We start from the raw sequence: 26,993 nt of genomic DNA, 5'->3' as shown, positions 1-26,993 counted from the left end.
AGGGCGTTCGTCACCTGTCAAAAAAGCCCCAGTTGCCCGGTAATCAGTGTAGCAAAATCCCCACCCACAAAGGGCAGAATGCCCTCTGCGACCGGCTGAAGTTGCTTCGTCACATAGTGGTCATAGTCCAGCGGCGTGCTACGCGCCTCCAGTGGCTCCGGGCCTGCCGTCGCCATAACGTAACGAATACGGCCACCTTTCTGGTACTGCAATGGCCGGTTTAATTTACGATTCTGCTCATCGGCCAGCCGGGCGGCACGTACGTGTGGAGGCACGTTTCGTTCATATTCATTCAGCGGCCGCCGCAGACGCTTTTTGTAGATCAGCTGATCGTCGAGTTCACCCGCCAGCAACTGCGCGACGGTCATGCGGATGTAGTCCTGCCATGGCTCACGGTGAAAAATACGATGGTAGAGCTGCTGCTGAAACTGTTTGGCCAGCGGCGTCCAGTCGGTTCGTACCGACTCCAGTCCCTTGAAGACCATGCGCTCACCGGCAGCGTCACGAATCAGTCCGGCGTAGCGTTTCTTGCTGCCCTGTTCCGCGCCGCGAATGGTCGGCATCAGGAAGCGGCAGAAGTGGCTTTCATACTCCAGTTCCAGCGCGCTGGTCAGTCCCTGAGTCTGCTGGAGGTGGTCACGCCACCAGGCATTCACTTTCTGCACCAGCTGCTGCCCGATTGCGGCGGCCTGCTCTTCGCTGTGAGCGGACTTCAGCCAGACAAAGGTGGAGTCGGTATCGCCATAGATAACGTCATAGCCCTCTGCCTCAATCAGTGCGCGGGTCTGCTGCATGATGGCGTGACCGCGCAGGGTAATCGAGGAGGCCAGACGCGGATCGAAGAAGCGGCAGGCGCTGGTTCCCAGCACGCCATAAAAGGCGTTCATGATGATCTTCAACGCCTGGGACAATGGCTGATTGTTCTGCTTTTTCGCCGCTTCACGACCCAGCCAGATCTGCTCAACAATTGCAGGCAGGCAGTGGGTATGCCGTGAGAAACGCGCTTCGCGGAAACCTTCGACTGAATCGGCATCATCCGGATGAGCCAGACCCTCTACCAGACCCACCGGGTCGATCAGGAAGGTGCGGATAATCGACGGATAGAGGCTTTTGTAATCCAGTACCAGTACCGAGTCATACAGGCCGGGGCGCGAATCCATCACATAGCCGCCCGGACTGGCTTCCGGGGCGACATCGCCCATGTTGGGGGCGACAAAACCGGCACGATGCATCCGCGGGATATAGAGGTGACCAAAAGCCGCCACCGAACCGCCGTGGCGATCGACGGCCAGGCCATTTACCGCCGCACGTTCCAGCAGAAACGGCATAATCGCCGTCTTATGAAAAATGCGCGTCACGAGTTCGCAGTCTTTCAGGTTATAACGTGCCAGCGCCGGTTTATCGTTGGCGAAGCGCCAGTTGATCTCCTCCATGCGCTGCCAGGGGTTATCGATCGCTTTCCCTTCACCCAGCAGCTGCTGTGATACCGACTCCAGGCTGAACGACGGAAAATCCCAGAACGCCGATTTCAGTGCATCGATGCCATCGATAATTAACCGGCCGCTGGCCTGCGCGAAAAAAACGCCCGGTTTGAAGCCATGTTCCCGCCACTCCAGCGCCATCTGCTGGCGGCCAAGACGCAGCGGAATGCCGTAGCGGTCGGCATGCTTCTGCAGCACCCGCAGGTCAAACTGCACCACGTTCCAGCCAATCAATACGTCCGGGTCATGCTCTGCAAACCACTGGTTCAGCGCGTCAAGCAGCTGCGGGCGGCTATCGAGATAGATCAGCTCAAAATCCAGCGTGCTGGCATCACCGTTTGGCGGGCCGAGCATAAAGACCTGGCGCTGACCGCACCCCTCCAGCCCGATGCAGTAAAGCTCGCCGTGCTGCGTGGTTTCAATATCCAGTGAGACCCATTTCAGCGGCGGGCGATAGTCGGGATGAGGTTTGAGCCGCGCATTAACCACGCTGTCGCCGCGCTGCTCGCCGTCAAACCAGACCGGTGCGGTAATAAAACGCTCCATCAGGTAGCGCTCCGGCGGACGGATATCTGCCTCGTAGACCGGAATGCCCTGCTCGCGCAGCCGCTTTTCGATGCGCTGTAGCTGACGGTTCTGCGGGCAGTAGAGGCCAAAAACCGGGCGGCGGCGGAAATCTTTCAGCGCCAGCGACTGAATCCGAAACTGACGCTCATCTTTGAGTAATTCGCTGACCTGCGCCTGAAATTCTTCAGGAATAAACGCGACAGACTCCTGCACCGGCAGCACCACACGCTGCGCGCCGGCATCGGTGGCAAGCCAGAGGATAATTTCGGTGCCATGCGGGCTGTCGCGCCAGTGGCGGGTGAGCAGAAAACCTGCGCGGGGCATATTCAGATGTTCTCCGGACTCAGCAATTCAGGGGTGAGAAAACCGCGTAAGTATACCATGGATATTTATACAGTTCCCGTTACTGAGTTTTGTCAACATTGTCCTACAATTCTTGCCTTGACGCTGTGTGGCTGGCTCTGGACAATCCAGCATTCTGCTTTTACTAAGGACGACTATGGAAGCCTGGATTCAACAACTGATTACGCAGTCTCTGGAGTGGGCGCTGTTTGCCGTTGCGCTGGTGACATTTCTGGAGTCGCTGGCGCTGGTCGGGCTGTTGCTGCCAGGTACGGTAATGATGGCCAGTCTGGGCGCGCTGATCGGCAGTGGCGAACTTGGCCTTTATCCTGCCTGGGCTGCGGGCTTTGCCGGCTGCCTGATCGGTGACTGGGTCTCCTACGGCATTGGCTGGAAATTCCAGGGGCCGCTGCATCGCTGGAAGTATCTGCAAAAATATAAAGGCCTGCTGGATAAAACCGAGCACGCCCTGCATCAGCACAGCATGTTTACGATTCTTGTCGGGCGATTTGTCGGCCCGACGCGTCCGCTGATCCCGCTGGCGGCCGGTATGCTGGAGCTGCCGGTGCGTAAATTTCTGCCACCGAACCTTATTGGCTGCATTCTCTGGCCGCCGCTCTATCTGCTGCCCGGTATTCTGGCAGGAGTGGCAATTGACGTGCCAAAAGCGGCGCAGGGGGGCAGCTTTAAATGGCTGTTACTCGGCGCAGCGCTGCTGATCTGGCTTGGCGGCTGGTTAGGCTGGCGCTGGTGGCGCAGCGGCAAAAGCCGCGACTGGGCCACGGCCTGGCTGCCGCCTGAGCGTTTGCGCTGGGCAGGACCGCTGGGGCTGGTGATCGCCGTGGCGGCGTTCGTCGGCATTCAGTTCCATCCGATGATGCCGGTTTTCCGGCATCTGCTGTGGCAGGTTTTCATCGCCTGATGCTTAACGACGCGGGATGCCGAGCACCTCGGCCTCCCGCGTATCGCCCGATAGCAGCTGTCGGGTCTCCCCATCCCAGTACACCCGTCCATCCACAATCACCACGCTGCGTGGCGCAATCTGCTGTGCATCTTCCAGACTGTGCGACACCATCAGCAGCGTGATGCTGCGCGCTTCGCACACTGAACGCACCAGTTGCAGCATCTCGCCACGCAGCGCCGGATCCAGCGCAGAAAAAGGCTCATCCAGCAGCAGCACCGGACGATCACGCAGCAGACAACGTGCCAGTGCCACGCGCTGTCGCTGTCCGCCCGACAGTTCGCCCGGCAGACGGGTCAGCAGATCGCCTAATCCCACCTGCTCGGCGAGCACCATCAGTTGCTGACGCTGCTTAGCGCTGAGTTTTAATCCCGGATGCAGTCCCAGCGCCATATTCTGCTGCACGCTGAGGTGCGGAAACAGGTTGTTCTCCTGAAACAGCATGGAAACCGGCCGTCTGGCCGGGACGCTGTGAGTGTGCGCCTGGCCGTCAATGATCAGAGTACCCTGTTTCACCGGAAGGAAACCGGCGATCAGGCTCAGCAGCGTGCTTTTACCGGCTCCGCTGGGTCCGAGGATCGCGATGCGCTCGCCGCGTGTGGCACTGAGGCTGAAGCGCATCGGCAGATGCTGATAAAGGTAAGTGAGGTTATCAAGTGTCAGCATGGCGGCCTGGTAATTTTTCCATTAGCGTGAACAGCAATAAGCAGAGCAGCAGCAACAGCAGGGCAGTGACCGCGCCATCTGCGCCGCGATAGGCACCAATCTGCTGATAAAGGTAGAACGGCAGCGTGCGGAAGTCGGCGCTGCCAAACAGCGCCACCACGCCAAAATCACCAATCGACAGCACGCAGGCAAAGGCCAGTGCCTGAGCCAGCGGACGCTTCAGCGCCCGCAGCTCAATCAGCCGCAGACGGTTCCAGCCGTGGATATCCAGAGAATCGCAGAGTCTGCCATAGCGCTCTGCGACATCCCGCATCGGATTTTCCAGCACTTTCAGCGCATAGGGAATAGCGATTAGCGCATTGGTAAAGATCACCAGCCCGTCGGCCGACTCGGGCAGGCCGATGGTGGCGTTGAACAACAGGAAAAAGCCGGTGGCGAGCACAATGCCTGGCATCGCCAGTATCAGCATGCCGCTGGTGTCGATCAACTGTGCCGCCGCCGGACGCTGACGCAGACGCAGTTCCCGACTGCTCCACAGCAGCATCATGGTCAGCACCACACAGATCAGACCGGCACCGATGGCGATGCGCAATGAAGTCAAAGTGGCCTGCCATAGTGCAGGCTGTGCCAGCGCGCCTCGCACTCCACCGTGCAGACCATCGACGATGACCGCCGCCAGCGGAGGCAGCAGCAGGATCAGCGCCAGCCCGATCAGCAGCGCATCCATCAGCTGTGCCGCACGGGAATCCTGCGGATCGCGCCAGCCGTTCAGCTGGCTGGTTCCCGCGGGAATCGCTTTGCTGAAGCGCTGGCTGAGTAGCACCAGCGTCAGACAGCAGCCGAGCTGGATCAGCGCCAGCAGCGCCGCACGTCCGGGATCGTAGTCATAACTCAGCGCCTGGAATATCGCCAGCTCAATGGTGGTGGCCTGCGGACCGCCGCCCAGCGACAGCACGGTGGCAAAGCTGGCGAAACAGAGCATAAAGATCAGCGCGCCGGTCGGCAGCAGCTGACGCCGCAGCCACGGCCACTCCAGCAGACGAAAATGGTGCCAGCCGCGCAGGTCGAGCTGTGCCGCCAGCTGACGCTGTTCCGCCGGGATGCTCTCCAGCGCCTGCAACATCAGGCGGGTCGCCAGCGGCAGGTTAAAGAAGACGTGCGCCAGCAAGATGCCCGACAGGCCATAGGGCGAGAAGTAATAACCGATGCCGAGCAGCTGGCACAGATACGCCAGCCAGCCATTGCTACCGTAGACGGTCAGCAGCCCAAACACCGCGACCAGTACCGGCAGCACCAGCGTCATGGCACACAGGCGCAGCAGCAGCTGGCGGCCTGGGAAACGACGTCGATAGAGCGCCCGCGCCAGCGGCACTGCAGGCAGCAGCGACAGCAGGGCGGAGAGCAGCGCCTGAGCGAAAGAGAACGCGATAACGTGATGCAGGTAGTCATCCTGCAGCACGCCACGTAAGTCCGTGTCCGGCGCGGCGCGCCATAGTGCGCCGAAGGCCAGAAACGCCACAAGTGTCAATAACGCTGTGGCGAGGGAACCGGGAATCAGCCAGCGCGGCATCAGCGGCTGACGGCGCGTTGCCACTGGCTAATCCAGCCCGAGCGCTGGCTGGCAACCTCTTCCGGCGAGAACTGCAGGGCGGTAGAAGGCACAGTAAGCGCCGCGAAACCGGCAGGCAGTGGCGTGTCGATCACCGGGTACATCCAGTTGCCGGTGGGGATGGTGCGCTGGAACGCAGGCGAAACCATAAACGTCATGAACTGCTGCGCCAGCGCTGGCTGTTTGCTGCTGGCTAACTGCGCGGCCACTTCAACCTGCAGATAGTGTCCTTCGGCAAAGGACGCGGCAGCGTAGTTCTCTTTCTTCTCTTCGATGATGTGATAAGCCGGTGAGGTGGTGTAGCTCAGCACCAGATCGCCTTCGCCCTTGAGGAACAGGCCATAGGCTTCACTCCAGCCCTTCGTCACCGTCACGGTTTTCTGCGCCAGCTTTTGCCAGGCCTGAGGAGCCTGATCGCCATAGACCTTCTGCATCCACAGCAGCAGACCTAAGCCGGGCGTGCTGGTGCGGGGATCTTCGTAGATCACCCGCCACTTCTCCGGACTGTCGACCAGCGCTTTCAGGCTTTCTGGCGGATTTTTCAGCCGGGTTTTATCATAGACAAAGGCGAAGTAGCCATAATCGAACGGCACGAAGGTGGTGTTGTGCCAGTCATCGGGCAGTTTTAATGTCGAGGTGTCGACCTGACTTTCGGCAAACAGGCCGGTTTTCTGCGCGGCCTGCACCAGATTGTTATCCAGCCCCAGCACCACATCCGCTTTACTGTTTTTGCCTTCCATGCGGACGCGGTTCAGCAGCGAGACGCCATCTTCCAGCGTGACGAATTTAAGCGCGCAGTTGCACTGGGCTTCAAAGGCTTTTTTAACCGCCGGGCCAGGGCCCCAGTCGGCGGAGAAGGAGTCGTAGGTGTAGACCGTGAGAACCGGCTTAGCCGCCAGAACGGGGGCGGAGAGTAACAGCAGCACCGGCAGAACTTTGTTTAACACTTTGCGCTCCTTCAGGAGAATAGGGGATGAGTCGCAAAGGATCTGAGCACAGAGGCCTCTCAAATCCCTACGTCGGTATTAACCGAATCAGGTTCGACGGGTCTCTCTCAGCGGCTTGCTTGTGGCAGGCCGCACCCCGTTGAGAACATCACATTCTAGTCATTTCAGCGCCAGGGCGAAAGCGTCACAGCGCCGGTGGCGCAAACCAGGCTGATTTAAAATCAAACCAGCCCAGGGTATTCATCCGCACACCGCGCATACTGCGCTGGCCTTCCAGCAGCAGCCAGTGGTGAAACAGCGGATGCAGACCGGCTTCTTCAACCAGCTGTTTGCTCCATTCGGCCAGCGGCAGGGTTTTCTCGCGCCAGCGGGCCGCATCGCCGTGCCAGTCGATCGGCAAACAGTGATGCAGTAGCGGAATCTCATAAAGCTGCGCGAACAGCGAATAATTCAGCGGCAGGGTGAAGTTTACGCTGCCCAGCCAGATATCACTTTCCGCGTCGCCCTGATACCAGCTTTCGTAGCTAATCTCACGGGTCTCCAGCGTGACGCCATGCGCTGCCAGCAGCGGACGCAGCGCATTAGCGATGCCTTCATGCTCCACGTGCTGGCTGTACCAGGTCAGCGTCAGGTGGGTTAAGCCGGGCGGTTTTTCCACTGGCGTCAGGTCGCGCCGGTGATGCCAGCGCGGCAGCAGGCCATACGCCGGAAACCAGTAACGCTGATAACCAACACCGGCATGATTGAGCAGAGCGATGGGGTTAAAGAGGTAACTGACCCAGCGCCGTACCGCCTCGTTGCGACCCTGCTCTGAACGCTGATCGAACAGCAGATAGTAGCAGCCCTCTTCAAGGCGGCTCTCCTCCTGAATCTCATCAATGCTGTCACCCTGCAGACGGACACCGGCATAGACCAGTTCATCGCTGATGTCGGGCAGTACCCAGATAGAGACATCGTCAATCAGGGCGCGAAACCCGAAGTAGTCATCAAACGCTTCGATCTTCAGCTGGCTCTCCTGATTGCGTATCACCCGGTAAGGACCCGTGCCAACCGGCTGGCGGGCAAAATCCCGCAGCGTCGGCCATTCGCGCGGCAGGATCATCGCACTGACGCTGCCCAGCAGCCAGGGTAAACCCTCGTCAGGCTGGCTTAAACGAATGTCCAGCGTCCAGGGGGCAGGTGAGTCAATCTGCTCTATATGGCAAAAGAGAGGATGGGAGCGCTGACGCTCCAGCGTGGCGAGCACATCCTCCATCTCCAGTTCTCTGCCGTGATGGAAGCGAATCGCCGGACGCACAAAGAAACGCCAGTGAAGCGGAGAGGTCTGCTGCCAGTGGTGTGCAATATCAGGCTCGATTTCCCCGTTTTCCTCATTTATCCGGGTCAGGCCATTAAAAATCTGGCGGGCAATATGCGTTTCCGAGCGCCGCAGTGCTGAACCGGGTAGCAGGTTAAGCAGCGGACGATAGTAGAGCACCCGCAGGATATGCTTGCCCTGGCGGAAACTGCGTCCCAGGTGCGCCCCAATCATCTGCCGCACCTGGTTTTTATCGCCCACCAGCTGGACCAGTTGATCGATGCGATCCTGTTCCAGCAGATCCTCAGCACGCTGCTGCTGCAACGCCAGGCCGGTATAGCAGAAGGAGAGCTGCGAACGTCTGCCGCGCCCGGCTTCCGCCTGCCAGATCAGCCAGCCAGCAGCCTGCATCCGGTTGAGCAGATTACGCATATGACGTCGGGAGCAATGCAGCAGATCAGCCAGTTCATTGAGGGTAATCTCCTGCGATTGCCCCTTGCAGCTCTGCCACAGGCGAATGAACTGCTGCTTCAGACGTGATGATGACATAAAAGGGGAACTCCTGGTAAAAAGCGCTCTGTTTTTTCTACCTCATTTTAAGAGCAAACTTTGCGCTATGGGAAGAGCGGGAGGCATTCAGCAATGAATGGCGTTCGACCCTCACTTCGCTGTTCAGTGGAGTGCTTTTCTGAGTAGGGTGCATTTACACCGCCAGCAGATGATCTCTGCTGGCTTTTTTCATGTTGCGCGGTATCGTCTACCCTTCTTTTTCCCCTCTGTTTGTTCTGAAAGGGATTTCGCTATGAAATCGCTGTTAACGCGGCAGCGCCGCATCAATCCGGTTTACCTCGCTTTTATGGTCGCCTCGTTCATGCTGGGTATCGCGGGCGCATTACAGGCACCGACGCTCAGCCTGTTTCTGACGCGCGAGGTGCAGGCGCGGCCCTTCTGGGTCGGGCTGTTTTTTACCATCAATGCGGTGGCCGGTATCGTGGTGAGTATGCTGGTGGCTAAGCGCTCAGACAGCGTCGGCGATCGTCGTCATATCATTCTCTTTTGCTGCCTGATGGCGCTGGTGAATGCGCTGCTGTTTGCCTTTACCCGCCACTATCTGACCCTGCTGACGCTGGGTGTGCTGCTGTCGGCGCTGGCCAGCGTCTCTATGCCTCAGCTGTTTGCGCTGGCGCGGGAGTATGCCGATCAGTCAGCGCGTGAAGCGGTGATGTTCAGTTCGGTGATGCGTGCGCAGCTGTCGCTGGCGTGGGTAATCGGGCCACCGCTGTCCTTCGCGCTGGCGCTGAACTACGGTTTTGTGACGCTGTTTATGGTGGCTGCCGCACTGTTTCTGATCTGTATCCTGCTGGTCTGGTTCACGCTGCCGTCTGTGCCACGCACGCAGCCGCTGATGCAAAGCGGCGGGCTACCGATAAGCGGCTGGCGCGATCGGGATGTGCGGTTGCTCTTCATCGCCTCCGTCGTGATGTGGACCTGCAACACGATGTATATCATCGATATGCCGCTCTATATCAGCACCACGCTGGGGCTGCCGGAGAAGCTGGCCGGTCTGCTGATGGGGACGGCGGCCGGGCTGGAGATTCCGGTGATGCTGCTGGCGGGACATTACGCGCGTCGCATCGGTAAGCGCAGGTTAATGCTGATTGCGGTAGCCGCCGGCGTCCTGTTTTATCTGGGGCTGGTGCTGTTCAATTCCCGCACCTCGCTGATGGTATTGCAGCTGTTTAACGCGGTATTTGTCGGGATTATTGCGGGTATCGGCATGCTGTGGTTCCAGGATCTGATGCCCGGGCGGCCCGGCGCGGCGACCACAATGTTCACTAACTCGATCTCGACCGGCATGATTCTGGCCGGGGTGATTCAGGGAACGCTGAGTGAGCGGCTGGGGCATGAGGCGGTTTACTGGCTGGCATTCGGGCTGGCGATTGTGGCGCTGGTGATGTCGGCGCGGGTGCGCGACGTATAAAAGAGAAGGGCGACCGGATGTCGCCCTTATTTGAAGTTACTCAAAAAATCTGGCCCAGCCATCTGTGATATCGAGCCTGCTCAGGGAACACGGTCAGATCGGAAAGTCGCTTAAGCCAATCCCTGGCCGCTCGGCCCGCGCCGTCCATGGCGCGGGACGCTTTCCTCCTCTGCCCGTGTTCCCTGCGCGTTAAACTTAATCGTTGCTGCCTGATTAGGCCTTCTTTAACGCAATCAGCGCAGGAATGCGGGCTGATTCTGCTCATACTGCGAAATAGACGCTTCATGCTGCAGCGTCAGACCGATGCTGTCGAGGCCGTTGATCATGCAGTGGCGGCGGAAGCTGTCGAGTTCAAACGGATAGACTTTATCGCCCGCCGTGACCGTCTGCGCTTCCAGATCGACCGTAAAGCTGATGCCTGGCTGAGCCGCAACCAGCCGGAACAGCTCATCCACTTCCTCTTCGCTTAATTTCACCGGCAGCAGTTGGTTGTTAAAGCTGTTACCGTAAAAGATATCCGCGAAGCTCGGCGCAATCACCACGTGGAAACCGAAATCGGTCAGCGCCCAGGGCGCATGCTCACGTGATGAGCCGCAGCCAAAGTTCTCGCGTGCCAGCAGGATGCTGGTGCCTTTGAACTCTGGCTTGTTCAGCACAAAGCCGGGCGTCGGCACCGTACCGGCGTCATCTTCAAAGCGCCAGTCATGGAACAGATGCTGACCGAAACCGGTGCGGGTGACCTTCTGCAAAAACTGCTTGGGAATGATCGCGTCCGTATCGACGTTCGCGGCATCCAGCGGCGCAACAATGCCGGTGTGCTGAGTAAATTTATTCGCCATGACTTAAGCTCCTGTCGTCAGTTCACGGATGTCGGCAAAGTGGCCGGTCACGGCAGCCGCCGCGGCCATCGCCGGGCTGACCAGATGGGTACGTCCACCACGGCCCTGACGACCTTCAAAGTTACGGTTGCTGGTTGAGGCACAGCGCTCGCCCGGATTCAGGCGGTCATTGTTCATCGCCAGACACATTGAGCAGCCTGGCAGACGCCATTCGAAGCCCGCCTCCAGGAAGATTTTATCCAGACCTTCCGCTTCAGCCTGCGCTTTTACCGGGCCGGAACCTGGCACCACCATCGCGACCACGCCAGGCGCGACTTTGCGGCCTTTGGCGATAGCGGCGGCGGCACGCAGATCTTCAATGCGCGAGTTGGTGCAGGAGCCGATAAACACTTTATCAATCGCAACATCGGTCAGTTTGATGCCTGGCTGCAGATTCATATACGCCAGCGCTTTTTCCGCGGAGGCGCGCTCAACCGGATCGGCGAATGAGGCCGGGTTCGGGATCACCTGATCAACGGCAATCACCTGACCCGGGTTGGTGCCCCAGGTGACCTGCGGTGCAATCTCTTCAGCATGCAGCGTCACTACCGCATCATACTTCGCGCCTTCATCTGACTTCAGGGTGCGCCAGTATTCAACGGCCTGCTCCCATTTCTCGCCCTGCGGTGAGAACTGACGACCTTTCAGGTAGTTGAAGGTAGTGTCATCCGGTGCCACCAGACCCGCTTTCGCACCCATCTCAATCGCCATGTTGCACAGGGTCATACGACCTTCCATGCTCAGCGCCTGAATCGCCGGGCCGCAGAACTCAACCACATAGCCGGTGCCGCCTGCGCTGCCGGTTTTACCGATGATCGCCAGCACGATATCTTTGGCGGTAATGCCGGTTGATGCCTGGCCCAGCACTTCAATCTTCATGGTTTTCGCCCGACCCTGTTTCAGAGTCTGAGTCGCAAACACATGCTCTACTTCGGAGGTGCCGATACCAAAGGCCAGTGAGCCAAACGCGCCGTGGGTGGCGGTGTGCGAGTCACCGCATACAATGGTCATGCCTGGCAGCGTCATACCCTGCTCAGGACCGATAACGTGGACGATGCCCTGGAATGGATGATTCAGGTCATACAGCTGTACGCCAAATTCTTCGCAGTTCTTCATCAGCTCCTGCATCTGAATCCGCGCCATCTCGCCCGACGCATTAATGTCTTTGGTCTGGGTAGAGACGTTGTGATCCATGGTGGCAAAGGTTTTGCCCGGCTGACGCACCTTGCGTCCGTGTGCGCGCAGACCATCAAAAGCCTGTGGCGAGGTGACTTCATGGATCAGGTGGCGATCGATATAGAGTAACGGCGTTTCGTTCGGCGCTTCGTGGACGACATGTGCATCAAATAACTTCTGGTATAAGGTTTTCATTTTTTTATTTTTCCTCGGCGATAAAGCGGGCAATGATGCTGCCCATCTCATCTGTGCTGACCGCAGGGCCATCACCGGCTAAATCTTTGGTACGGTAGCCCTGTTCCAGCGCACGGCTGATGGCGCGCTCGATACTGTCGGCAGCGGCATCGGCATTCAGGCTGTAACGCAGCAGTAATGACAGCGACAGAATCTGGGCGACCGGGTTAGCAATGTTCTGTCCGGCGATATCCGGTGCTGAACCACCCGCCGGTTCGAACAGGCCGAAGCCCGCTTCATTCAGGCTGGCGGACGGCAGCATACCCATTGAGCCAGTGATCATGGCGCACTCATCAGACAGAATGTCACCGAACAGGTTGGAGCAGAGCAGCACGTCAAACTGCGACGGGTCTTTGATCAGCTGCATGGTCGCGTTGTCGATATAGATGTGGCTCAACTGCACGTCCGGATACTCTTTCGCCACTTCATTAACGATTTCACGCCACATGACTGAAGTCTGCAGGACGTTGGCTTTGTCCACCGAGGTCACTTTATTGCGGCGTTTACGCGCAGACTCAAACGCGATACGGGCGATGCGCTCAATTTCGAAACGGTGATAGACCTCGGTATCAAAGGCACGCTCTTCCGGGCCGCTGCCTTCGCGTCCTTTCGGCTGACCAAAATAGATGCCGCCGGTCAGTTCACGCACGCACAGAATGTCGAAGCCTTTCGCGGCGATGTCGGCGCGCAGCGGGCAGAAGGCTTCCAATCCGCTATAGAGCGCCGCCGGACGCAGGTTACTGAACAGCTTAAAATGCTTGCGCAGCGGCAGCAGTGCACCGCGTTCCGGCTGTGATGCGGGGGGTAAATGCTCCCACTTCGGACCGCCAACGGAGCCAAACAGGATCGCGTCGGCCTGCTCGCAGCCTGCAACAGTTGCGGGCGGCAGGGGTTCGCCGTGCTGATCGATAGCAATGCCGCCGACCGCATATTCCTGGGTGGTAATCTGCATATCAAAGCGCTGACGAATGGCATCGAGCACTTTCATCGCCTGGGCCATCACTTCCGGACCGATACCGTCGCCGGGTAAAACTGCGATATGAGAGGAGGTGGACATAGTTATACAGTTTCCTTCTGATCTTTAAATTTGCGCTGCAATTCTTGTTCAACCTGACGGGCACGCCAGATATTGTTCAGGGCATTGACCATCGCTTTCGCAGAGGACTCGACAATATCGGTCGCGAGACCAATGCCGTGGAATTTACGGCCGTTGTAGCTCACAACGATATCGACCTGACCCAGCGCGTTTTCGCCGTGGCCTTTCGCGGTCAGCTTGTAGTTAACCAGCTCAGCGTCAAACTGCGTGATGCGGTTAATCGCCTGATAGACCGCATCAACCGGACCGTTACCGGTAGCGGCATCCGATTTAGCAACATCACCGCAGCCCAGGTTCACTGAGGCGGTAGCAGTCATGCTGGAACCGGTCTGGACGTTAAATTCGTGCAGCTGGAAGTGCTCCGGCTCTTCATTCTGTTTGTTGATGAAGGCCAGCGCTTCCAGGTCGTAATCGAAGACCTGACCTTTTTTGTCAGCCAGTTTCAGGAAGGCGTCATACAGGGCATCCAGATTGTAATCCTGCTCTGCATAGCCCATCTCTTCCATACGATGTTTTACTGCCGCACGGCCTGAGCGTGAGGTCAGGTTCAGCTGGATTTTGTGTAAGCCAATCGACTCTGGCGTCAGGATTTCATAGTTCTCGCGATTCTTCAGCACGCCATCCTGATGAATGCCGGAGGAGTGGGCGAAGGCGTTGGAACCAACGACTGCCTTGTTAGCCGGAATCGGCATGTTGCAGATCTGGCTGACCATCTGGCTGGTGCGATAGATCTCCTGATGATTGATTGTGGTATGCACGTTCATGATCTGCTGACGGGTTTTGAGCGCCATGATCACCTCTTCCAGCGCACAGTTACCGGCACGTTCACCCAGGCCATTCATTGTGCCTTCAACCTGACGTGCACCAGCCTGAACGGCAGCCAGGGCGTTACCGGTTGCCATCCCCAGGTCGTCGTGGGTGTGGACAGAGATAATCGCTTTGTCGATGTTGGGAACACGGTTCATCAGCTCACTGATGATGTGAGCATATTCGCCTGGCAGGGTATAGCCAACGGTATCCGGGATGTTGATGGTGGTTGCACCGGCGTTAATCGTCGCTTCAACCATCCGGCACAGGTCATCAATTGGCGTACGGCCGCCATCTTCACAGGAGAACTCAACGTCACTGGTGTAGTTACGTGCACGCTTCACCATATGCACCGCACGCTCAATCACTTCTGGCAGCGTGCTGCGCAGTTTGGTGGCGATATGCATCGGTGAGGTAGCGATAAAGGTATGAATACGGAAGGCTTCGGCAACGCGCAGTGATTCGTACGCCGCATCAATATCCTTTTCCACACAGCGGGCCAGACCGCAGACCCGGCTGTTTTTGATGGTGCGCGCAATGGTCTGTACGGATTCAAAATCGCCGGGTGAGGAGACCGGGAAACCCACTTCCATCACATCCACGCCCATACGCTCCAGCGCTAAGGCAATCTGCAATTTTTCTTTCACACTCAGGCTGGCCTGTAATGCCTGCTCACCATCGCGCAGAGTGGTATCGAAAATAATGACTTGCTGGCTCATCGTATTCATCCTTTTGCTTTTTTCGGGCCTGGCAACGAGCATAAAAAAACCCGCGACAGGCGCGGGTTTTTAACTTTCAGCAGGTTTGAATCAGTGTTTGATTCCGCCCACAAGTCTACCGCGCAAGCTGAGTGCGTTTAGTAGTAGACCGAGAAGGCGAACAGAACGAAACATGGATTCAAACCTTATAAAATATTGTGCTGTACATATTGGTACTGGAATCGCTCAGGGATGTCAACCTTCAATGCAGGGGTATTCTCCGGGACGATGAAGGAAGATATTCTGTTATTTACCGGTCAGGCAGCGTAATGAACAGCGCCTCAGTCTCGGCAGAGGCCATCAGCGCCAGAATGCGGGGTCTGGTTGTCGACTTTTGAATTTATTTTATTGAAATTAAAAGGATTTATTTTTCTTGCGCTCTGGGGTGGCACAGCATTTATCACCTGTCGGTTAGCATAATCCAATGCATTTCATTGATTTACTGGTTAATTACGCCAGAAAAGAAAAGTGTCAGGCGATTGTGGGCTATTGCAGCCGGTAATAAGTTTTCGTTATTTCTTAGATCACGCTGAAAATAATTTCGGACCCAGCATTTTCCTCTGCGGTTCTGCGACGTAATTAGTTTAATCCGCGCAGCCAATTCTTATCAGGCAGAGCCTTTATGTCCCGGCCTTTTAATTTACGCGGGTTTACGGTTTGCCTGCCCGGTTAACTGCGGTTATGGTAATTGACCTACTCTCAGAACAATGAACTCAACAGATTTCTCTGTAACAGGACAGCGGCACATGTTTTCGCTGTCGTGCATAAACATAAGATTTTGATTGGCAAAGCAGGCACCAGGGCAACGTGTTACGTACCAGCGGGCGTCGTAACCGGGCCGGGTCCTCAAGCCTGGAGGCAGAAGATGGAGATGTTGTCAGGAGCCGAAATGGTCGTCCGCTCGTTAATCGATCAGGGCGTTAAGCAGGTATTCGGTTATCCGGGTGGCGCAGTCTTAGATATCTATGATGCGCTGCAAACCGTCGGGGGTATCGATCACATTCTGGTGCGTCATGAGCAGGGCGCGGTGCATATGGCTGACGGCCTGGCGCGCGCTACTGGTGAAGTCGGCGTGGTGCTGGTCACCTCAGGACCCGGTGCAACCAATGCGATTACCGGTATCGCCACCGCCTATATGGACTCGATTCCTCTGGTGATCCTGTCGGGTCAGGTTCCCTCGTCGCTGATTGGCTATGACGCCTTTCAGGAGTGCGATATGGTTGGCATCTCTCGACCGGTGGTGAAGCACAGCTTCCTGGTGAAAAGCACCGAAGAGATCCCAACCGTACTGAAAAAGGCGTTCTGGCTGGCCTCCAGCGGACGTCCGGGACCGGTGGTGATCGACCTGCCAAAAGATATTCTTAACCCGGCTAATAAACTGCCTTATCACTGGCCGGATTCGGTAAGTATGCGTTCTTATAACCCGACCATTCAGGGCCACAAAGGGCAGATTAAGCGCGCGTTGACCACCTTGCTGGCCGCGAAGAAGCCGGTGATTTACGCGGGTGGCGGTGCCATCACCGCAGGCTGCGAAGCAGAACTGTTGCAGCTGGCCGAAAGCCTGAATATTCCGGTGACAACTTCGCTGATGGGGCTGGGCGCGTTCCCGGGCACCCACCGTCAGTGCGTCGGCATGCTCGGTATGCACGGCACGTACGAAGCCAACATGACGATGCACAATACCGATCTGATTTTTGGTATCGGTGTTCGCTTTGATGATCGCACCACTAACAACCTGGCGAAATATTGTCCCAACGCCACGGTGATGCACATCGATATCGACCCGACCTCTATCTCCAAAACCGTAGCGGCGGATATTCCGATTGTGGGCGATGCGAAACAGGTACTGCAGCAGATGCTGGAGTTGCTGGCGCAAAGTGAAAGCCAGCGTGCTGAGAGCCTGCATGACTGGTGGCAGGCGATCGAAGGCTGGCGCAGTCGTCACTGCCTGGAATTTGATCGCACCAGCGACAAAATCAAGCCGCAGGCCGTGATTGAAACCATCAGCCGTCTGACCAAAGGCGATGCGTACGTCACCTCGGATGTGGGTCAGCATCAGATGTTTGCTGCACTCTATTATCCTTTCGACAAACCGCGCCGCTGGATTAACTCTGGCGGTCTCGGCACCATGGGCTTTGGTCTGCCCGCAGCGCTGGGCGTGAAGATGGCGCTGCCGGAAGAGACCGTGATCTGTGTAACGGGCGATGGCAGTATCCAGATGAACATTCAGGAGCTCTCTACCGCGCTGCAGTACGATTTGCCGGTGCTGGTGCTAAACCTGAATAACAGGGTGCTGGGCATGGTGAAGCAGTGGCAGGATATGATCTATTCCGGTCGTCACTCCCAGTCTTATATGGAATCGCTGCCTGACTTCGTGCGTCTGGCGGAAGCCTATGGACATGTCGGCATCGCGATTGAGCACCCGGCTGAGCTGGAAGAGAAGCTGACGCTGGCGCTGGAAATGCTGGCGAAAGGACGTCTGGTGTTTGTGGATGTCACCGTTGACGGTAGCGAGCACGTTTACCCTATGCAGATTCGCGGTGGCAGCATGGATGAGATGTGGTTAAGCAAAACGGAGAGGACATAATTATGCGTCGCATTTTATCAGTTCTGCTGGAGAACGAATCCGGCGCATTATCCCGTGTCGTCGGTCTGTTTTCGCAGCGCGGCTATAACATTGAAAGCCTGACCGTGGCACCGACCGACGATCCGACACTGTCGCGGATGACCATTCAGACGGTGGGCGATCAGAAGGTACTGGAGCAGATTGAAAAGCAGCTGCACAAGCTGGTGGATGTATTGCGCGTGACCGAGCTGGGGCAGGGCGCCTATGTTGAGCGCGAAATTATGCTGGTGAAGATTCAGGCCAGCGGTTATGGCCGTGAAGAGGTAAAACGTAACGCCGAGATCTTCCGCGGTCAGATTATCGACGTGACGCCGACGCTGTACACGGTTCAGCTGGCAGGCACCAGTGACAAACTGGACGCCTTCCTGAATAGCGTTCGCGAGGTTGCCGAAATTGTTGAAGTGGCACGCTCCGGTATCGTGGGCGTTTCACGTGGCGATCGCATCATGCGTTAATCACGCTGCGTCATCATCAATTCTCACCTAACCCGGCGAAATGCCGGGTTTTTTTATTTTTTATGCGCCAGGCGAGTTACATTCAGAAAAGCGGTTGCTCCGCGCACTTTTCTGCTGTTAGATGAGAGTCATAAGTTATCCATAGCTTAACTGCGGCTATTTTTGCCGTTAAAGCGTATTTGATGGTGGGATTATCGTGAAACTGGATGAAATTGCGCGTCTGGCAGGCGTATCGCGCACCACGGCCAGTTATGTGATCAATGGCAAAGCGCGGCAGTATCGTGTCAGCGACAAAACCGTTGAGAAAGTCATGGCGGTGGTACGTGAGCATAATTATCACCCTAATGCGGTGGCTGCCGGGCTGCGCGCCGGGCGAACGCGCTCTATTGGGTTAGTCATTCCCGATCTGGAAAATACCAGCTATACCCGTATTGCGAACTATCTGGAGCGACAGGCGCGACAGCGTGGCTATCAGCTGCTGATTGCCTGTTCGGAAGATCAGCCTGATAACGAGATGCGCTGCATTGAACATCTGTTACAGCGGCAGGTCGATGCGATAATCGTCTCTACCTCGTTACCGCCAGAACATCCCTTTTATCAGCGCTGGATCAACGATCCCCTGCCGATTATCGCGTTAGACCGCGCGCTGGATCGTGAACATTTCACCAGCGTAGTGGGTGCCGATCAGGATGATGCACAGACGCTGGCCGCTGAATTGCGTCAGCTTGAGGTTAAAAATGTGCTGTTCCTTGGCGCGTTACCTGAGCTCTCAGTGAGTTTCCTGCGGGAGATGGGGTTCCGCGATGCCTGGAAAGACGATACCCGCCCGATTGACTATATCTACTGCAACAGCTTCGAACGCACAGCCGCTGCTGCGCTGTTTGAAAAATACCTTGAAGATCACCCGATGCCGGAGGCGCTTTTTACCACCTCTTTTGGTCTGCTGCAGGGTGTCATGGATGTGACGCTGAAACGTGACGGAAGGTTGCCGACCGAGCTGGCCATTGCCACCTTTGGCGACCACGAATTACTGGACTTTCTTGAGTGTCCGGTCCTGGCGGTGGGTCAGCGTCATCGTGACGTGGCAGAACGCGTACTGGAATTAGTTTTAGCCTCTTTAGATGAACCCAGAAAACCGAAACCGGGTTTAACCCGCATTCGTCGTAATTTATACCGTCGCGGACAATTAAGCAGAAAAGTTAAATGAAAAACGGGCAGTATTACGCTGCCCGCCCATTTTATTTACATGATGTACTGATTAAATAAACAGGTCGACGTAAAAAAGCGTAAATTCTGCTCATCAAATCTAACAAAGTCGACAGGCTTATTTTTATTATCTGCTTACAACTTCAACAAACTTCCTGCCCCGTCTGGCCTGAAGCTGCTGTGCTTCCTTTCGGAAATCCCCTAAAATGCCGCCGCCGTCTCAGAAACGCTGGTAAATATTCAGCGCTTCACATTGTTTCATTTTTAGTCGTTTTTTCCCGGGTTCTTATTTTTATTCAGGTATTCATTGGCTTAATTTTTATTTTCCCTTTTTATTCGTTTATATCGTCGCCAGAGATTAATTTCGCGCTCTGTAAAGAGTGATATTCAACTACCGCTCCGGCTTGACAAGGATTTCATGGGATCCTTAAACTCGTTTCGTGGTAAAAAGTGGGATAAAGTGGCGTAAATGGGTGACCAGGAGGAGAGACTGGCATGTTCCGCGGAGCAACGTTAGTCAATCTCGACAGCAAAGGGCGGCTCGCCGTACCCACGCGATATCGCGATTTGCTGATTGGGGAGTCTCAGGGGCAGATGGTCTGTACCATCGACCTCCACCAGCCATGCCTGTTGCTTTATACCCTGCCCGAATGGGAAATCATTGAAAAAAAGCTGGCACGTCTTTCCAGTATGAATCCACTTGAGCGTCGCGTGCAGCGTTTGCTGTTGGGCCATGCCAGTGAATGTCAGATGGACAATGCAGGCCGCCTGCTGCTGGCAAATACGCTTCGGCAGCATGCAAAATTAACCAAAGAAGTGATGCTGGTTGGACAGTTCAACAAGTTTGAGCTGTGGGATGAACAGACCTGGTATCAACAAGTCAGGGACGATATTGACGCAGAACAGTCGGCTCAGGAGCCTTTATCTGAGCGGTTGCAGGACTTGTCGCTATAGCTATGCAGGAAAATTTCAAACATACCACCGTACTGTTGGATGAGGCGGTTAACGGCCTCAATATCAGGGAAGACGGTATCTACATTGACGGCACTTTTGGCCGCGGTGGTCATTCACGCCTTATTCTTTCGCAACTGGGAGAGAAGGGAAGGCTGATCGCTATCGATCGCGATCCGCAAGCTATCGCCGCTGCTGCGGAGATCACTGACCCGCGTTTTTCAATTATTCATGGCCCTTTTTCCGCACTGGCAGAGTATGTCGCTGAACGGGATTTAGTCGGAAAAATTGACGGCATTTTACTCGATCTGGGGGTGTCATCACCGCAACTGGATGATGCCGAACGCGGCTTCTCCTTTATGCGTGACGGACCGCTTGATATGCGAATGGACCCTTCGCGCGGTCATTCCGCCGCAGAATGGTTGCTGCACGCGGAAGAAGCGGATATCGCTTTCGTCCTGAAGACCTACGGTGAAGAGCGATTCTCTAAACGTATTGCCCGGGCCATTGTCGAGCGCAATCGTGAACAGCCGATGACCCGCACCCGGGAGCTGGCTGAAGTTATCTCTGTCGCCATGCCGGTGAAAGATAAGTTTAAGCATCCGGCTACACGCAGCTTCCAGGCAATTCGTATCTGGATTAACAGCGAACTGGAAGAGATCGATATTGCGCTAAAAGGGGCGATTGAGGTACTGGCACCACAGGGTCGCCTCTCTGTCATCAGCTTCCATTCACTGGAAGATCGGCTGGTGAAGCGCTTCATGCGCGATCAGAGTCGCGGGCCACAGGTGCCTGCCGGGATACCGATGACTGAACAGCAGCTGCGAGCCCTGGGCGGGCGTGAGCTGAAGCTGCTTGGCAAGATGTCGCCGGGTGACGCTGAAGTCTCTGAGAATCCGCGTGCGCGCAGTTCGGTATTACGTATCGCGGAGAAAACCGACGCATGATCGGTAATGAGCGCCACAGTCTGCCCGCCGTCATCGGCGGGGATTTGCTGCGAAAAGGCAAGATTCCGGTGCTGTTGCTGATCGCAGTGGTGGTGTCTGCCGTGCTGGTGGTCACCACCACCCATAAAACACGACTGCTGACCGCGCAGCGCGAACAGCTGGTGCTGGAGCGTGATGCGCTGGATATCGAGTGGCGCAACCTGATTCTGGAAGAGAATGCGCTGGGCGACCATAGCCGGGTTGAACGCATCGCCACTGAGAAGCTGCAGCTGCAGCACGTTGATCCTTCACAAGAAAATATCGTGGTGCAGAAATAAGGATTTCAGATAGCGAATGAGCGGCACAGGTAGAACGCTGAAGTTAAAGAAACCGGAAGATAAAGCCAGCTTTGTAAGCTGGCGTTTTGCGTTGCTGTGCGGCTGTATTTTACTGGCGCTGGGTGGTTTGCTGTCGCGTGTGGCCTGGCTGCAGGTGATCAATCCGGGCAAGCTGGTGAAAGAAGGCGATCTGCGCTCGCTGCGTGTTCAGGCCGTGCCGACTTCACGCGGGATGATCAGCGATCGCGCTGGCCGCCCACTGGCAGTTAGTGTACCGGTTAATGCCATCTGGGCTGATCCAAAAGAGCTGCATGCCGGTGGTGGTGTAACGCTGGACAGCCGCTGGAAAGCGCTGTCTGATGCGCTCTCTATTCCGCTTGATCAACTGGCGGCCCGCGTCAATGCCAATCCTAAAGGCCGCTTTGTCTATCTGGCGCGCCAGGTCAATCCGGCCATCGGCGAGTACGTTAAAAAACTCAAACTTCCCGGTATTCATCTGCGCGAAGAGTCGCGTCGTTACTACCCTGCCGGGCAGGTCACCTCCCATCTGATTGGCTTTACCAATATCGATGGACAGGGCATTGAAGGCATCGAGAAGAGCTTTGATAAGTGGCTGACCGGTTCGCCGGGCGAACGAACGGTGCGTAAAGATCGCTATGGCCGGGTCATCGAAGATATCTCGTCTGTAGACAGTCGCGCCGCCCATAACCTGACCCTGAGCATTGATGAGCGGTTACAGGCGCTGGTTTACCGCGAACTGAATAATGCAGTGGCGTTCAACAAAGCAGAGTCGGGCACAGCGGTGCTGGTGGATGTGAACACCGGTGAAGTGCTGGCGATGGCTAACAGCCCGGCTTACAACCCGAACAATCTCAGTAACACCTCCAAAGATCTGATGCGCAACCGCGCCATCACCGACATCTTCGAGCCTGGCTCAACCGTCAAGCCGATGGTGGTGATGACGGCGCTGCAGCGCGGCGTGGTCAGAGAGAACAGCGTCCTGAATACCGTGCCGTACCGCGTCAATGGTCATGAGATCAAAGATGTGGCGCGCTACAACGAATTGACCCTGACAGGGGTTTTACAGAAGTCGAGTAACGTCGGTGTTTCACGTCTGGCGTTAGCGATGCCTTCCTCAGCGCTGGTAGAAACTTACGCGCGCTTTGGACTGGGCAAACCGACCAATTTGGGGCTGGTCGGGGAAAGCAGTGGCTTATACCCTAAAAAACAACGGTGGTCTGACATAGAGAGGGCCACCTTCTCTTTCGGCTACGGGCTAATGGTAACGCCGTTACAGTTAGCGCGAGTCTACGCAACGATTGGCAGCTATGGCATCAACCGTCCGCTGTCGATTACCAAAGTGGATCCGCCCGTCGCGGGACAACGCGTTTTCGATGAGTCACTGGTGAAAACTGTGATGCACATGATGGAAAGCGTGGCACTGCCCGGTGGCGGTGGCGTTAAAGCGGCAATTAAGGGTTATCGCATTGCGATAAAAACCGGTACGGCGAAAAAAGTCGGACCGGACGGACGCTACGTCAATAAATATATTGCTTATACCGCAGGCGTGGCACCTGCCAGTCATCCCCGATTCGCGCTGGTGGTGGTGATCAACGATCCCCAGGCCGGCAAGTATTACGGCGGTGCGGTTTCTGCACCGGTCTTTGGTGCCATCATGGGCGGCGTACTGCGCACCATGAACATCGAGCCGGACGCATTACCGACGACCAATGACAGGAATGAGTTGGTGACTAACAGAAGTGAGGAATCAAGTGACAGATCGTAACCTGCGCGATTTACTCGGCCCCTGGGTGCCAGGCGCGCCGGCGCGCCCACTGCGCGACATGACCCTGGATAGCCGTATGGCGGCGTCTGGCGATCTGTTTGTCGCTGTTGCGGGCCATCAGGTCGATGGACGCCGTTTCATTCCGCAGGCGATTGCGCAGGGCGTTGCCGCCGTAGTGGCTGAAGCTGAGGGTGAAGCGGTCGACGGTGAAATCCGTGAAATGCACGGCGTACCGGTAATCTATCTGGCGCAGTTGAATCAGCGCCTTTCGGCCTTAGCAGGCCGGTTTTACCAGCAGCCGGGCGAGAAGCAGACGCTGATTGGCGTCACCGGCACCAACGGTAAAACCACGACCACCCAGCTGCTGGCCCAGTGGGCGACGCTGCTGGGTGAGACCAGTGCGGTGATGGGCACCGTCGGCAACGGGCTGGTGGGTCACTTAGTTGCTGCAGAAAATACGACCGGTTCAGCAGTGGACGTTCAGCATATGCTGTACGAGCTCGCTGAAAAAGGGGCGACCCTGACCGCGATGGAAGTCTCGTCACACGGTCTGGTGCAGCATCGCGTTGCGGCACTGCCGTTTGCCGCTGCGGTCTTCACCAACCTCAGTCGCGATCACCTCGATTACCACGGTGATATGTCGGGCTATGAGTCGGCCAAATGGTTGCTGTTTTCTGAGCATCAGGTCGGACAGGCGATTCTTAACGCTGATGATGAAGTCGGCCGTCGCTGGCTGGCGCGCTTACCTGATGCGGTTGCCATCACCATGGAAGACAACCTCCAGCCGGGCTGCCATGGCCGCTGGCTGAAAGCCGATGCGGTGGAGTATCACGACAACGGTGCGCATATCCGTTTCAGCTCAGGCTGGGGTAACGGTGAAATCGACAGCCCGCTGATGGGCGCGTTCAACGTCAGCAATCTGCTGCTGGCACTGGCGACCCTGCTGTCACTGGATTATCCGCTGGCGGCGCTGGTAAGCGTTGCACCACGGTTACAGCCGGTTAACGGGCGTATGGAAGTGTTCAGCGCTGCAGGAAAACCGACGGTCGTGGTGGACTATGCCCACACGCCGGATGCGCTGGAAAAAGCGTTGGAAGCGGCACGTCTGCACTGCAAAGGAAAACTGTGGTGCCTGTTTGGCTGCGGCGGGGACCGTGACAAAGGCAAACGCCCGTTAATGGGTGCGATTGCTGAGCAATATGCGGATGTGGTGGTGATTACCGACGACAATCCGCGCAGCGAAGATCCGCAGGCGATAGTAAAAGACATTCTGACTGGTTTGCTCGAACCGGGCCGCGCCCGCGTGGTATCAGGTCGTGCGCAAGCGGTCACTAACGCCATTATGCAGGCACAGCCTGACGATATCGTGCTGGTGGCGGGCAAAGGCCATGAAGATTATCAGATCATCGGCAACCGTCGTCTCGACTACTCCGATCGTGCCACGGTAGCGGCACTGCTGGGAGGCGCAGCATGATTCCGGTTTCATTAAAGACCCTGGCGGAAATTACCGGTGGCACGCTGCACGGCAGCGATTTAACCCTGAATGATGTGACCACCGATACCCGCAAAGTGACGGCGGACAGCCTGTTTGTCGCACTGGTGGGCGAACGCTTTGATGCACATGACTTCGCCGGAGATGCCATTGCTAATGGGGCACAGGCGCTGCTGGTGAGTAAGCATTTACCTGTGGCGGTGCCTCAGGTAGTGGTTGAGGATACCCGGGTTGCCTTTGGCCAACTGGGTGCCTGGGTTCGTCAGCAGTCGACCGCCCGCGTAGTCGCGCTGACCGGCTCCTCCGGCAAAACCTCGGTTAAAGAGATGACCGCAGCGATTTTGCGTCAGTGTGGCGAGACGCTCTACACCGCAGGCAATCTCAACAACGATTATGGCGTACCGATGACGTTGCTACGCCTGACCGCAGAACATCAGTACGCGGTTATCGAGCTGGGGGCTAATCATCAGGGCGAAATCGCCTACACCACTGACCTGGTTAAACCGGAAAGTGCGCTGGTGAATAATCTGGCCGCGGCACATCTGGAGGGTTTTGGCTCACTGGCCGGTGTCGCTAAAGCGAAAGGTGAGATCTTCCAGGGCCTGCCGGCTCACGGCATTGCCATTCTCAACCAGGAGAGCAACGACTGGCCAAACTGGCAGACCACGCTGCAGGACAAAACCGTGTGGCGCTTCTCGCCGCAGGCGGCTGAGTGTGATTTCTCCGCCCGTGATATCCGCATTGCGCAGGATGGCACCCATTTTGTGATGAACACACCGCGCGGCACGGTTGAGATCGTACTGCCGTTGCCGGGCCGTCATAACATCGCTAACGCTCTGGCGGCGGCGGCACTGGCCCTGTCGGTGGATGCGCCGCTTAGCGCCGTTCAGCAGGGACTGAAAAATTTGCAGTCGGTGCCAGGTCGCCTGTTCCCGGTACGTCTCTCTGCGCATCAGCTGCTGCTGGATGATAGCTACAACGCTAACGTCGGATCGATGACCGCCGCCGTACAGGTCCTGTCAGAGATGCCAGGCTACCGGGTGCTGGTGGCGGGTGATATGGCGGAACTGGGTGAGGAGACTGAAAAATGCCACCGCGAAATTGGCGAAGCGGCACGCGAAGCAGGCCTTAACCGCGTACTGACCTGTGGAAAATTCAGTCAATTCATCAGTGAAAGCAGTGGAGTTGGTGAACATTTCAGCGATAAGACGGCGCTGACTGAACGTTTGCGAGAATTGTTGTCCCAACACTCAGAAATTACCGTCCTGATAAAAGGTTCACGTAGTGCCGCCATGGAGCAGGTAGTACAGAGCTTAAAGGAGAAAGGAACATGTTAGTTTGGCTGGCCGAGCATCTGGTCGCTTTTTATTCGGGCTTCAACGTCTTTTCCTATCTGACGTTTCGCGCCATTGTCAGCCTGCTGACCGCATTATTTATCTCACTCTGGATGGGGCCGCGCCTGATCGCCTGGCTGCAGAAATTACAGATTGGCCAGGTCGTCCGTAACGATGGCCCGGAATCGCACTTCAGTAAGCGCGGGACGCCTACCATGGGCGGCATTATGATTCTGACCTCCATCACTATTTCGGTGCTGATGTGGGCCTATCCGTCGAACCCCTATGTCTGGTGCGTGCTGTTCGTGCTGGTCGGCTTCGGCATCATCGGCTTTGTCGATGACTACCGTAAAGTGGTGCGTAAAGACACGAAAGGCCTGATCGCCCGCTGGAAATATTTCTGGATGTCGGTGATTTCACTGGGTGTGGCGTTCGGACTTTATGCGGCGGGCAAAGATACTCCCGCGACTCAACTGGTCGTGCCGTTTTTCAAAGACATCATGCCGCAGCTTGGCCTCTTTTATGTGCTACTTGCCTACTTTGTGATTGTCGGAACGGGTAACGCGGTCAATCTGACCGATGGGCTGGATGGGCTGGCGATTATGCCAACCGTCTTTGTCGCTGCGGGCTTCGCGCTGGTTGCCTGGGCAACCGGTAACGTGAAGTTTGCTGAATACCTTCATATTCCCTATCTGCGTCACGCCGGTGAGCTGGTGATTGTCTGTACCGCTATCGTCGGGGCAGGGCTGGGCTTCCTGTGGTTCAACACCTATCCGGCTCAGGTCTTTATGGGCGACGTCGGCTCGCTGGCGTTAGGCGGCGCGCTGGGCACCATCGCGGTGTTACTGCGTCAGGAATTTTTACTGGTGATCATGGGCGGCGTATTTGTGGTTGAAACGCTGTCGGTGATCCTGCAGGTGGGATCGTTCAAGTTGCGCGGCCAGCGTATTTTTCGCATGGCACCGATCCATCACCACTATGAACTTAAGGGCTGGCCGGAACCGCGCGTTATCGTTCGCTTCTGGATTATTTCGCTAATGCTGGTGCTGATTGGCCTGGCTACGCTGAAGGTGCGTTAA

22 protein-coding genes and 1 riboswitch are annotated in these 26,993 nt (G+C 56.6%); of the genes, 12 read left to right on the top strand and 10 right to left on the bottom strand.

All coding sequences use genetic code 11. From position 1 onward, the window contains the following. Positions 1 to 17: 17 nt before the first annotated feature. Positions 18 to 2,378, bottom strand: a complete 2,361-nt coding sequence (polB, locus tag F3I44_RS08960; RefSeq protein WP_150010857.1) for a DNA polymerase II — start codon at positions 2,376 to 2,378, stop codon at positions 18 to 20. A gap of 169 nt (positions 2,379 to 2,547) precedes the next feature. On the opposite strand from polB, the gene F3I44_RS08955 reads away from it, so the two are divergent. Beyond that, positions 2,548 to 3,312 carry a DedA family protein gene (locus F3I44_RS08955; RefSeq protein ID WP_150010855.1) on the top strand — a complete coding sequence of 255 codons (765 nt, stop codon included), beginning with the start codon at positions 2,548 to 2,550 and terminating at the stop codon, positions 3,310 to 3,312. Between the two features lie 3 nt (positions 3,313 to 3,315). Here F3I44_RS08955 and thiQ read toward each other — a convergent pair whose 3' ends face one another. The 4 genes from thiQ to sgrR all read right to left on the bottom strand — a co-directional run bounded on the left by thiQ (position 3,316) and on the right by sgrR (position 8,419). Continuing rightward, positions 3,316 to 4,017: a thiamine ABC transporter ATP-binding protein ThiQ gene (gene thiQ, locus F3I44_RS08950; protein ID WP_150010853.1), complete on the bottom strand. Its 702-nt coding sequence runs from the start codon at positions 4,015 to 4,017 to the stop codon at positions 3,316 to 3,318. Next, on the bottom strand, positions 4,004 to 5,611 hold the full coding sequence (gene thiP / locus F3I44_RS08945) for a thiamine/thiamine pyrophosphate ABC transporter permease ThiP (RefSeq protein WP_150019378.1): 1,608 nt from the start codon (positions 5,609 to 5,611) through the stop codon (positions 4,004 to 4,006). The genes thiQ and thiP overlap by 14 nt, the downstream gene beginning before the upstream one ends. Further along, on the bottom strand, positions 5,587 to 6,573 hold the full coding sequence (gene thiB, locus F3I44_RS08940) for a thiamine ABC transporter substrate binding subunit (RefSeq protein WP_150010849.1): 987 nt from the start codon (positions 6,571 to 6,573) through the stop codon (positions 5,587 to 5,589). The genes thiP and thiB overlap by 25 nt, the downstream gene beginning before the upstream one ends. 46 nt (positions 6,574 to 6,619) lie before the next feature. Next, positions 6,620 to 6,722, bottom strand: a riboswitch (TPP riboswitch). Between the two features lie 35 nt (positions 6,723 to 6,757). Further along, positions 6,758 to 8,419 (bottom strand): HTH-type transcriptional regulator SgrR, encoded by a 1,662-nt coding sequence (gene sgrR / locus F3I44_RS08935; protein ID WP_150010847.1) that lies wholly within the window; start codon positions 8,417 to 8,419, stop codon positions 6,758 to 6,760. 253 nt (positions 8,420 to 8,672) lie between these two features. Here sgrR and F3I44_RS08930 point away from each other — a divergent pair, with 253 nt between their 5' ends. Beyond that, the gene (locus tag F3I44_RS08930; protein ID WP_150010845.1) at positions 8,673 to 9,851 is read left to right on the top strand and encodes an MFS transporter; all 1,179 of its coding nucleotides are present in this window, start codon (positions 8,673 to 8,675) and stop codon (positions 9,849 to 9,851) included. 233 nt (positions 9,852 to 10,084) lie between these two features. Here F3I44_RS08930 and leuD read toward each other — a convergent pair whose 3' ends face one another. The 5 genes from leuD to leuL form a co-directional block, all read right to left on the bottom strand. Beyond that, on the bottom strand, positions 10,085 to 10,690 hold the full coding sequence (gene leuD / locus F3I44_RS08925; protein ID WP_003854779.1) for a 3-isopropylmalate dehydratase small subunit: 606 nt from the start codon (positions 10,688 to 10,690) through the stop codon (positions 10,085 to 10,087). A 3-nt stretch (positions 10,691 to 10,693) separates the two neighbouring features. Next, positions 10,694 to 12,100: a 3-isopropylmalate dehydratase large subunit gene (leuC, locus tag F3I44_RS08920; RefSeq protein WP_150010843.1), complete on the bottom strand. Its 1,407-nt coding sequence runs from the start codon at positions 12,098 to 12,100 to the stop codon at positions 10,694 to 10,696. A 4-nt stretch (positions 12,101 to 12,104) separates the two neighbouring features. Then, positions 12,105 to 13,196, bottom strand: a complete 1,092-nt coding sequence (leuB, locus tag F3I44_RS08915; RefSeq protein ID WP_098051507.1) for a 3-isopropylmalate dehydrogenase — start codon at positions 13,194 to 13,196, stop codon at positions 12,105 to 12,107. Positions 13,197 to 13,198: 2 nt separating this feature from the next. Beyond that, a complete protein-coding gene (leuA, locus tag F3I44_RS08910) occupies positions 13,199 to 14,761 on the bottom strand; it encodes a 2-isopropylmalate synthase (protein ID WP_150010841.1) in 1,563 nt (520 codons plus the stop codon). Positions 14,762 to 14,851: 90 nt separating this feature from the next. Then, entirely contained in the window at positions 14,852 to 14,935 is an 84-nt protein-coding gene (gene leuL / locus F3I44_RS24240; protein WP_099257765.1) for a leu operon leader peptide, read from the bottom strand. Positions 14,936 to 15,665: 730 nt separating this feature from the next. On the opposite strand from leuL, the gene ilvI reads away from it, so the two are divergent. The 10 genes from ilvI (at position 15,666) to mraY (ending at position 26,993) form a co-directional block, all read left to right on the top strand. After that, positions 15,666 to 17,387 carry an acetolactate synthase 3 large subunit gene (gene ilvI / locus F3I44_RS08900; RefSeq protein WP_150010839.1) on the top strand — a complete coding sequence of 574 codons (1,722 nt, stop codon included), beginning with the start codon at positions 15,666 to 15,668 and terminating at the stop codon, positions 17,385 to 17,387. A gap of 2 nt (positions 17,388 to 17,389) precedes the next feature. Beyond that, positions 17,390 to 17,881, top strand: coding sequence for an acetolactate synthase small subunit (gene ilvN / locus F3I44_RS08895; RefSeq protein WP_009092152.1), 492 nt, complete (start codon positions 17,390 to 17,392; stop codon positions 17,879 to 17,881). A gap of 196 nt (positions 17,882 to 18,077) precedes the next feature. Further along, on the top strand, positions 18,078 to 19,088 hold the full coding sequence (gene cra / locus F3I44_RS08890) for a catabolite repressor/activator (protein WP_150010837.1): 1,011 nt from the start codon (positions 18,078 to 18,080) through the stop codon (positions 19,086 to 19,088). A 494-nt stretch (positions 19,089 to 19,582) separates the two neighbouring features. Further along, positions 19,583 to 20,041 (top strand): division/cell wall cluster transcriptional repressor MraZ, encoded by a 459-nt coding sequence (gene mraZ / locus F3I44_RS08885; protein WP_009092149.1) that lies wholly within the window; start codon positions 19,583 to 19,585, stop codon positions 20,039 to 20,041. Between the two features lie 2 nt (positions 20,042 to 20,043). Next, positions 20,044 to 20,985 (top strand): 16S rRNA (cytosine(1402)-N(4))-methyltransferase RsmH, encoded by a 942-nt coding sequence (gene rsmH, locus F3I44_RS08880; RefSeq protein ID WP_150010835.1) that lies wholly within the window; start codon positions 20,044 to 20,046, stop codon positions 20,983 to 20,985. Next, positions 20,982 to 21,302, top strand: a complete 321-nt coding sequence (gene ftsL / locus F3I44_RS08875; protein WP_003854764.1) for a cell division protein FtsL — start codon at positions 20,982 to 20,984, stop codon at positions 21,300 to 21,302. The genes rsmH and ftsL overlap by 4 nt, the downstream gene beginning before the upstream one ends. Positions 21,303 to 21,318: 16 nt before the next feature. Next, on the top strand, positions 21,319 to 23,088 hold the full coding sequence (locus F3I44_RS08870) for a peptidoglycan glycosyltransferase FtsI (RefSeq protein ID WP_150010833.1): 1,770 nt from the start codon (positions 21,319 to 21,321) through the stop codon (positions 23,086 to 23,088). Continuing rightward, on the top strand, positions 23,075 to 24,562 hold the full coding sequence (gene murE / locus F3I44_RS08865; RefSeq protein ID WP_150010831.1) for a UDP-N-acetylmuramoyl-L-alanyl-D-glutamate--2,6-diaminopimelate ligase: 1,488 nt from the start codon (positions 23,075 to 23,077) through the stop codon (positions 24,560 to 24,562). The genes F3I44_RS08870 and murE overlap by 14 nt, the downstream gene beginning before the upstream one ends. Further along, the gene (murF, locus tag F3I44_RS08860) at positions 24,559 to 25,917 is read left to right on the top strand and encodes a UDP-N-acetylmuramoyl-tripeptide--D-alanyl-D-alanine ligase (protein ID WP_150010829.1); all 1,359 of its coding nucleotides are present in this window, start codon (positions 24,559 to 24,561) and stop codon (positions 25,915 to 25,917) included. Before murE ends, murF begins: the two co-directional genes overlap by 4 nt. Next, entirely contained in the window at positions 25,911 to 26,993 is a 1,083-nt protein-coding gene (gene mraY, locus F3I44_RS08855; protein WP_013356763.1) for a phospho-N-acetylmuramoyl-pentapeptide-transferase, read from the top strand. Before murF ends, mraY begins: the two co-directional genes overlap by 7 nt.

The sequence above is a fragment of the Pantoea sp. F_5 genome (assembly GCF_008631595.1).
Taxonomy (GTDB): Bacteria; Pseudomonadota; Gammaproteobacteria; order Enterobacterales; family Enterobacteriaceae; genus Pantoea; species Pantoea gossypiicola.
The sequence above is the reverse complement of the archived record's forward strand: the minus strand, read 5'-3'. Positions and strand labels throughout refer to the sequence as shown.